The organism is Bradyrhizobium sp. 31Argb (assembly GCF_043638955.1).
Taxonomy (GTDB): domain Bacteria; phylum Pseudomonadota; class Alphaproteobacteria; order Rhizobiales; family Xanthobacteraceae; genus Bradyrhizobium.
Genome location: NZ_JBEGDB010000399.1, coordinates 1 through 5,490 on the forward strand (window position 1 = coordinate 1; position 5,490 = coordinate 5,490).

Here is a 5,490-nt window from a genome sequence, read left to right on the forward strand (position 1 = left end):
GAAAGGGATCAGGAGCGGTCAGTTTCCAACTAACAAACCGGTTCAAGCGGTCCCGCTCCGCGGGTCCATTTCAGTCCTCTGGTTGTTAAAGCAGGCGAGAATCTCGTCCTTCCGACTTAAACGGGAGATGAACGAAGTCGCCGCGCGATAGCTTGGCCGCTTAGATTAAATTGCCGTAAGCCAGTTGACGACATCGATTTGACGCAATCGAACCATGCGTGAATCCCTGTTGCGTCCGCTCGCGCGGAGCAGGCTTTCGTGAACGGGCCGCGCGGCGTCTTAGTAGGGTAGGCGCGGGATGACGATCATGCGCGCCGACGAATACTAGGAGGCGCGGACATGACCAAGATACTCGATGTCAACGACCTCTGCGATGCGATTCGTGGCTCCACGCATCGATGATGCCACCCAGCGCACTTTGATCGATGCGCTGAAAACCTCCGTGGCCCGGGTCACCAAGGTTCTGGCCGACCATTACCGCATCATCTCCGAGCACGCCGAATACGAGGCCGGCTTCGGCGGGCTCTGCGTCAATTTTCGCCCCGCTTACGAGGGCCAGGAATGCCCCGACGTGATCGATGAAAGCGACGAGGGCGGGGATTGGCCGTGAGCCAGCAAAATGGTTCGCCTTAGCCTAGTGACGCTTACGCCGCTGGTGAGCGGGTCGCACTTATCGTCCACTCCCCCGCCGCTCGTCGCGCCAATGCCACTTGGCGCTGCGCCAGCGTGAGTTTTGGGGGGGCGGCCCAGTTGGACCCCCGAGGCCACCGCTCTCACCCTCCCTTCGGCCGTCCGCGCGCAGATCAGCTCGCGCCCGAACTCAGCCACATACCGCCCATGACCGTGCACTTTTCGTATAGACCAGCGACCCTGATCGCGAGCAACGTCAAATCAACGCTGCGGCCCATCTTGAAGGGCAAGCTGCGTTTGATGGTGCTGGCGGTTGGAACGCGCAGCCTGGCACATCCCACAATGAAAAAGTGTTCGCAAAAGCATGCGCTGAATGGGCTGATGGAGAGCTGGTCGCCAGCCATATCGCTTATCGGAACGATATTCTGTGCACCAACGATCTGGCGCGCACCGCAGGCACTTCTATTTTCAATCCAACAAACAGAGCGTGGCTCGCCACTGAGTTTGGAGTTCGATTCGCAACCTTGGCGGAGCTTCTGAAGCTGCTAAGCACGTAGAATGTCAGCCTAGCTCAACTGCCGTCATATGGGCATTCCGAAATGCCCAACTCCTGGGAGATAAACCTACGAGCCAGCGCACGAAGAATATGCGCTGCGACGTGCAGGCGCCTCAATTCAGGTAGCTCGTCAGGGTCGGACGGATTGTTGATACTTGAATGAGCGACAGCAACCCGGCAAGCCTTGTTCAGGTACTTCTGTGGCTCCTCATTGCCGCGCTCTCGTTCAAAGTCAGCAACGCGATCAGCAAGCATTTGCTCGGTCTTCAATGCCGCATAGTTCACGGCGATCCAGTCTCGTACCTTCTGCCCCTCGAAGTCTCCGAATTTGAGCTCAATGATCTTGTAGTAGGACAGTATCGCGTAGCTTATGAAATAGTTCTGCTCAGCGTTACGTCCCTCTCTGTAGAGGGCCAGCGCTTTGCGGGCCTCGCGCGATGAGGGGAGTTGTCTGTCGAATATCCAGTGATAGGCAGTCGCGAAACCAAGATTCTGCTTCGGCACCGGCGCCGGAACGGGGTTGCCCGACCATCCTTCTTGAAGAATTGCGAAGTTGTCATCGCACCATGCCATCAAACTGAGCAAGCGATTGATAAGCGATACGGAATTTTCCGACGTGATACCCTGGCCGACCAAATCGATGTGGACGGAAGTCGTGTGCTCGCGCGTTGGAGGCATCAGGATCAAGCGGTAGCCCTCGAAATGAACAAGGGTCTCAACGGGCGGCCACGTTACTTGCGTGTCGACGGCCAGGTTGAGGAATGTCGAGTTACGTAGAATTCCCAACCGCTTGGTCCGCTCCTCCTTCCTGGTTTCCTCATCGTCGTCCATCGGATCGATGACCGGCGGTGCAAGCCGTGTGGTTGCTTCGCGCGCGAGTTCATTGACGATCTTGCGAAACAGTCCCGCATAAAACACCGTCTCGGTTACGGTCGAAGAAATAACAGCGCGAGGATCGAAGTCTTTTTCGGCTCCGGCGTGAAAGAGTGAAAGCGCGTTCTGATGCACATAGTGACAGGTGACGATTTCATCGCCCGAACGATAGACGATGGCGCCGCGGCCATGCGCATTGGTGTAGATTTCGCTGTCCGAGACCCGCAATTCAAGAAACGAGTCAAGTGCTGTGGGATTTTGAAGCAGAGCTTCGACGGCATTTCCCAAAGTGGCGCATTGCGCGAATGACGCCTCAGCGCCTCCGACGGGGCGGAGGTTGCTCAAGGTTTTCCCAGCAAGACCGGCAAAGCCAGGCTTGGCGGTAACCGTCGCAAGGATGGTTGCGGCCATTTGCGACGGAGAAAGTGGTGTTACATTCTTTACCCGGCCCGATGGAAGTAAGCCATAGCCACGCAAGCTCTCGAAGCGCAGCGACATCTCATCCGGTGCGCGCGATGAAAGCCCAGTCTGGCCAATCTGTTCGGTTAACAGAGATTCGAATCGTTTTGCGTACATGCCCGATCATAGACCGTCGCGGATATATCGGCACAACCAACACGCAGCGCTGATGTTCGAACATTAGCCCCTATGGCCAATGCCGAAGCCGAAGCGATCTTTGGTCAGCCGTTGGCGAACAGCTATCGATAGGCGTAGTTGATGAGATCTCGTATCAATTCGAGCAAGCCAGCCCAGGGCAATTCGCGAAACGGAATCCCATGCGCCAGGTCATTGCGGATCTCGGCGAGGCTTGGCCTCGTTGTTCCGGTCAGAAGCCCAATCACGCTGGATGGTGATCCGCAACGTTGGTTCATCGGCACCTGACCGTCCGTTAGACCATCGTGCTCGACCATGTGTTTGAGCAGGTCAGCAAAAGTCGCGTTCTCGACCCACCACTTTTCGCCCTTTCGGACGGGGCGCGCTTCCTGCTTGGCTTTTTCGGTGACGAACTGCCTACGCCTCAATAACTCTTTGCCGCCATACCTGTCATTCAGCGCGAGCTCGAGCGCGGTCAAGCCGACCAACTCGCCGGCCTTGATCAAGTCTAAATCAAGCCATGCGAGCACGTAGAGCTTCTGAGCGCGTTCAAACTTTGCGCTCACAATTTGAGGAATGCCGGCGTTCAAATCGAATTGCAGCAGAAAGGCTCGCCATTCGGCAAGGCTATCGAAGCTCGGAAAGCTGTCGGGCTTTCCAGGCATCGGCCAAGGGATGGAGAATGAGCCCGCATCTCCGCGCAGGGACGCAATCGAATCCAAGTAGTCAGTGGAAAGCAATCGTCCCTCACTCTATTCCGTCAGAAAGCCGGGGTATACGAAGGCGCCCTTGATCGTTTCGGCGTCCTTTTCGCTGACCCCTTGACCGCGAACAACATCGTACCACGAGGCACGCACTTGTTCAGTCATGTTCGCGACAATCGCTCTGGCCTCTTCGGTGTCCAGCAGAAAGCGGGCATGTTGCGACAGCACGTTCTTCGCATTTGCAAATCGCCCCTGGTCGCCAACCTCCAGCGCTAGATCGCGATGTTCCTGCGAAATAACCGGGGAGGGCGTTAGATCATAGGCTGGCGAAAGCTGCCAAGTCCGCTCTTTAGCAACCAGCGCGTGGTTGCGAGGATGATCATCCAGGTTGGAGATCAACGCATTGAACGTCATGCGCCGGAAAAGCTCTTTGGCATCCTTTTCCGGCTCTTCCGTGACCCGGCGCATCTCCTCCGCCATCAATACATAAGACCAGCGATCGCGCATCTCGACGGCTTCGTCAGCTCGCAGCACAGTTAGTCCGCTGACCATCCGCGAACACATATATCCCTTGTCCGTCTTCGTGCGATCGAAGCGCTTGACGAGGAGAACGTCCTTCGCCCCGACGCTGACGACCCGGCTCTCAACGACGCGAAGACCGCAAACCTTGGCCAGCTCAAGCATCGCGCGTTCGACGCGCGTGTTGTTCCAGCGGTCGTCCGGGCGGTTGAATTTTGCGATCCAGAGTCCGTCGTCGTCCTCTACGACAGCTTTCGGACGGGCTCCGCCCATGGAGGTGCCCAGGAGCATCAAGTCTTGAACCTGTGCGGCCTCCTCGGTTTTTACGTCTTCTTCACGCATCAAGGCTTCGGCGATTTCCTGAAGCTTTGCGAGTTCGAGCGTCTTGTTGAATTTGCGGCGTGGTGCTGGAGGTTGTTGACCAAGTCCAAAACCAAGCGCCCCCGCGCGGTCGTCGGCTGAATTCAGCAGATAATCGAGTTCACCAAGCTGAGGAACGCCAGCATGCTTTTCGATGACACGGCGACCCCAATAATCCGGGCCTGCATCGCGCAACGCGCCAAAGACGCCATTCAGTCGGCCCGTTTCGTAAGTCTCGCCCGATAGTTTAAGCTCGACAGGATCAATCGCGACCGCATCTCCGTTTGAGAGGTACGACTTGCCGTAGACGAAGCGGCCCAATGCATTGCCACGGCGATCCTTGGCGAGCTGGAATCGGCCAGCGGTTATCGCTTCGGTCTGACCGGGCAGCGTGATGTAGACAAAGCATTCGGTGTTGCCCTTAGAAGTCATTGTCGAGCCCTCCGGATTTGCGCGCCCGCTTGCGTTCCCGCGTCGCTTGCAGGGCAATTCCTTCCTTGTCCTTTGAAGGATCGGCGAGTTCTTCGAGCGGCTGGAGCATATCGTAGAGCCACAATAGCCCCGCGTAGACCACGATACCCGTCGATGCTTTGCCCTTTTCGGCATCCATAACGGCGCGCAGACCCGTTCCGATTCTGCTGGCCGCATCCTCCATCGTCATGTTGCGGCGAATGCGTGCGGTACGTAGATCCGCTCCCAATTGCGTGAGAGCCCGCGACACGTGGTAAGGCGGCGCCTTCTGAAGTTTGTTGGTTGCTACCATGCTCTTAAAGGCCATGTATGTCGATTATAATGCTCTTAAGAGCATACATCATTTTTCTGTGTTTTGCAATGATTTGCCTTTGAGAGCTAGTAATGACCAATAACATGCTCTTAAGCGCATTCGTATAAATCGGCTTCCTTTGAGGAATACCGTAGATTTATCAACCGGTTATTGAGCTCCAAGGTGCAGCTATGAGTTGCGGCAGTTCTTGTAATGTTCTATCTGAGAGTCCTTGGCTCGGCTGCGGCAGCCATACCCCGGACCTAGCACCGAGGACTGCCACTAATCACGAAAAACCAGGCGGGTCGGAATCCGGAATATGTCTGACGCCAACAATGAACAGCTTCGCCCGCCGCCGAGCTGGGACAAATTCGAGGAAATCTGCGCGGATCTTTTTTCGCGCATTTGGCAGGACTGTCCGTCGTCAGATAATTTGAGACAGATCAAGCTTTTCGAGAAGGGAGGCTCTGGCTCATCAGGGGTTAGAGTTT

General features: G+C 56.3%; 6 protein-coding genes. 1 reads left to right on the forward strand and 5 read right to left on the reverse strand.

What is annotated here, in order from left to right:
• Positions 1-355 precede the first annotated feature (355 nt).
• Positions 356-610 (forward strand): hypothetical protein, encoded by a 255-nt coding sequence (locus tag AAFX91_RS38450; protein WP_394569963.1) that lies wholly within the window; start codon positions 356-358, stop codon positions 608-610.
• A gap of 193 nt (positions 611-803) precedes the next feature.
• Here the strand turns inward: AAFX91_RS38450 and AAFX91_RS38455 are convergent, their stop codons facing one another.
• The 5 genes from AAFX91_RS38455 to AAFX91_RS38475 all read right to left on the reverse strand — a co-directional run bounded on the left by AAFX91_RS38455 (position 804) and on the right by AAFX91_RS38475 (position 4,999).
• Positions 804-1,034, reverse strand: coding sequence for a hypothetical protein (locus AAFX91_RS38455; RefSeq protein WP_394569964.1), 231 nt, complete (start codon positions 1,032-1,034; stop codon positions 804-806).
• Between the two features lie 167 nt (positions 1,035-1,201).
• The gene (gene mauJ, locus AAFX91_RS38460; protein ID WP_394569965.1) at positions 1,202-2,635 is read right to left on the reverse strand and encodes a methylamine utilization protein MauJ; all 1,434 of its coding nucleotides are present in this window, start codon (positions 2,633-2,635) and stop codon (positions 1,202-1,204) included.
• A 122-nt stretch (positions 2,636-2,757) separates the two neighbouring features.
• Complete coding sequence (locus AAFX91_RS38465) at positions 2,758-3,393, reverse strand: hypothetical protein (protein ID WP_394569966.1); 636 nt, start codon at positions 3,391-3,393, stop codon at positions 2,758-2,760.
• Positions 3,394-3,405: 12 nt separating this feature from the next.
• A complete protein-coding gene (locus AAFX91_RS38470; RefSeq protein WP_394569968.1) occupies positions 3,406-4,668 on the reverse strand; it encodes a type II toxin-antitoxin system HipA family toxin in 1,263 nt (420 codons plus the stop codon).
• Positions 4,658-4,999: a hypothetical protein gene (locus AAFX91_RS38475; RefSeq protein WP_057019315.1), complete on the reverse strand. Its 342-nt coding sequence runs from the start codon at positions 4,997-4,999 to the stop codon at positions 4,658-4,660. Before AAFX91_RS38475 ends, AAFX91_RS38470 begins: the two co-directional genes overlap by 11 nt.
• Positions 5,000-5,490 lie beyond the last annotated feature (491 nt).

Excerpts from the sequence above, each read along its gene's own strand:
- AAFX91_RS38450 (WP_394569963.1), top strand. The coding sequence starts at position 356 with ATGTCAACGACCTCTGCGATGCGATTCGTGGCTCCACGCATCGATGAT.
- AAFX91_RS38455 (WP_394569964.1), bottom strand. The coding sequence starts at position 1,034 with ATGGCTGGCGACCAGCTCTCCATCAGCCCATTCAGCGCATGCTTTTGC.
- mauJ (WP_394569965.1), bottom strand. The coding sequence starts at position 2,635 with ATGTACGCAAAACGATTCGAATCTCTGTTAACCGAACAGATTGGCCAG.
- AAFX91_RS38470 (WP_394569968.1), bottom strand. The coding sequence starts at position 4,668 with ATGACTTCTAAGGGCAACACCGAATGCTTTGTCTACATCACGCTGCCC.
- AAFX91_RS38475 (WP_057019315.1), bottom strand. The coding sequence starts at position 4,999 with ATGGTAGCAACCAACAAACTTCAGAAGGCGCCGCCTTACCACGTGTCG.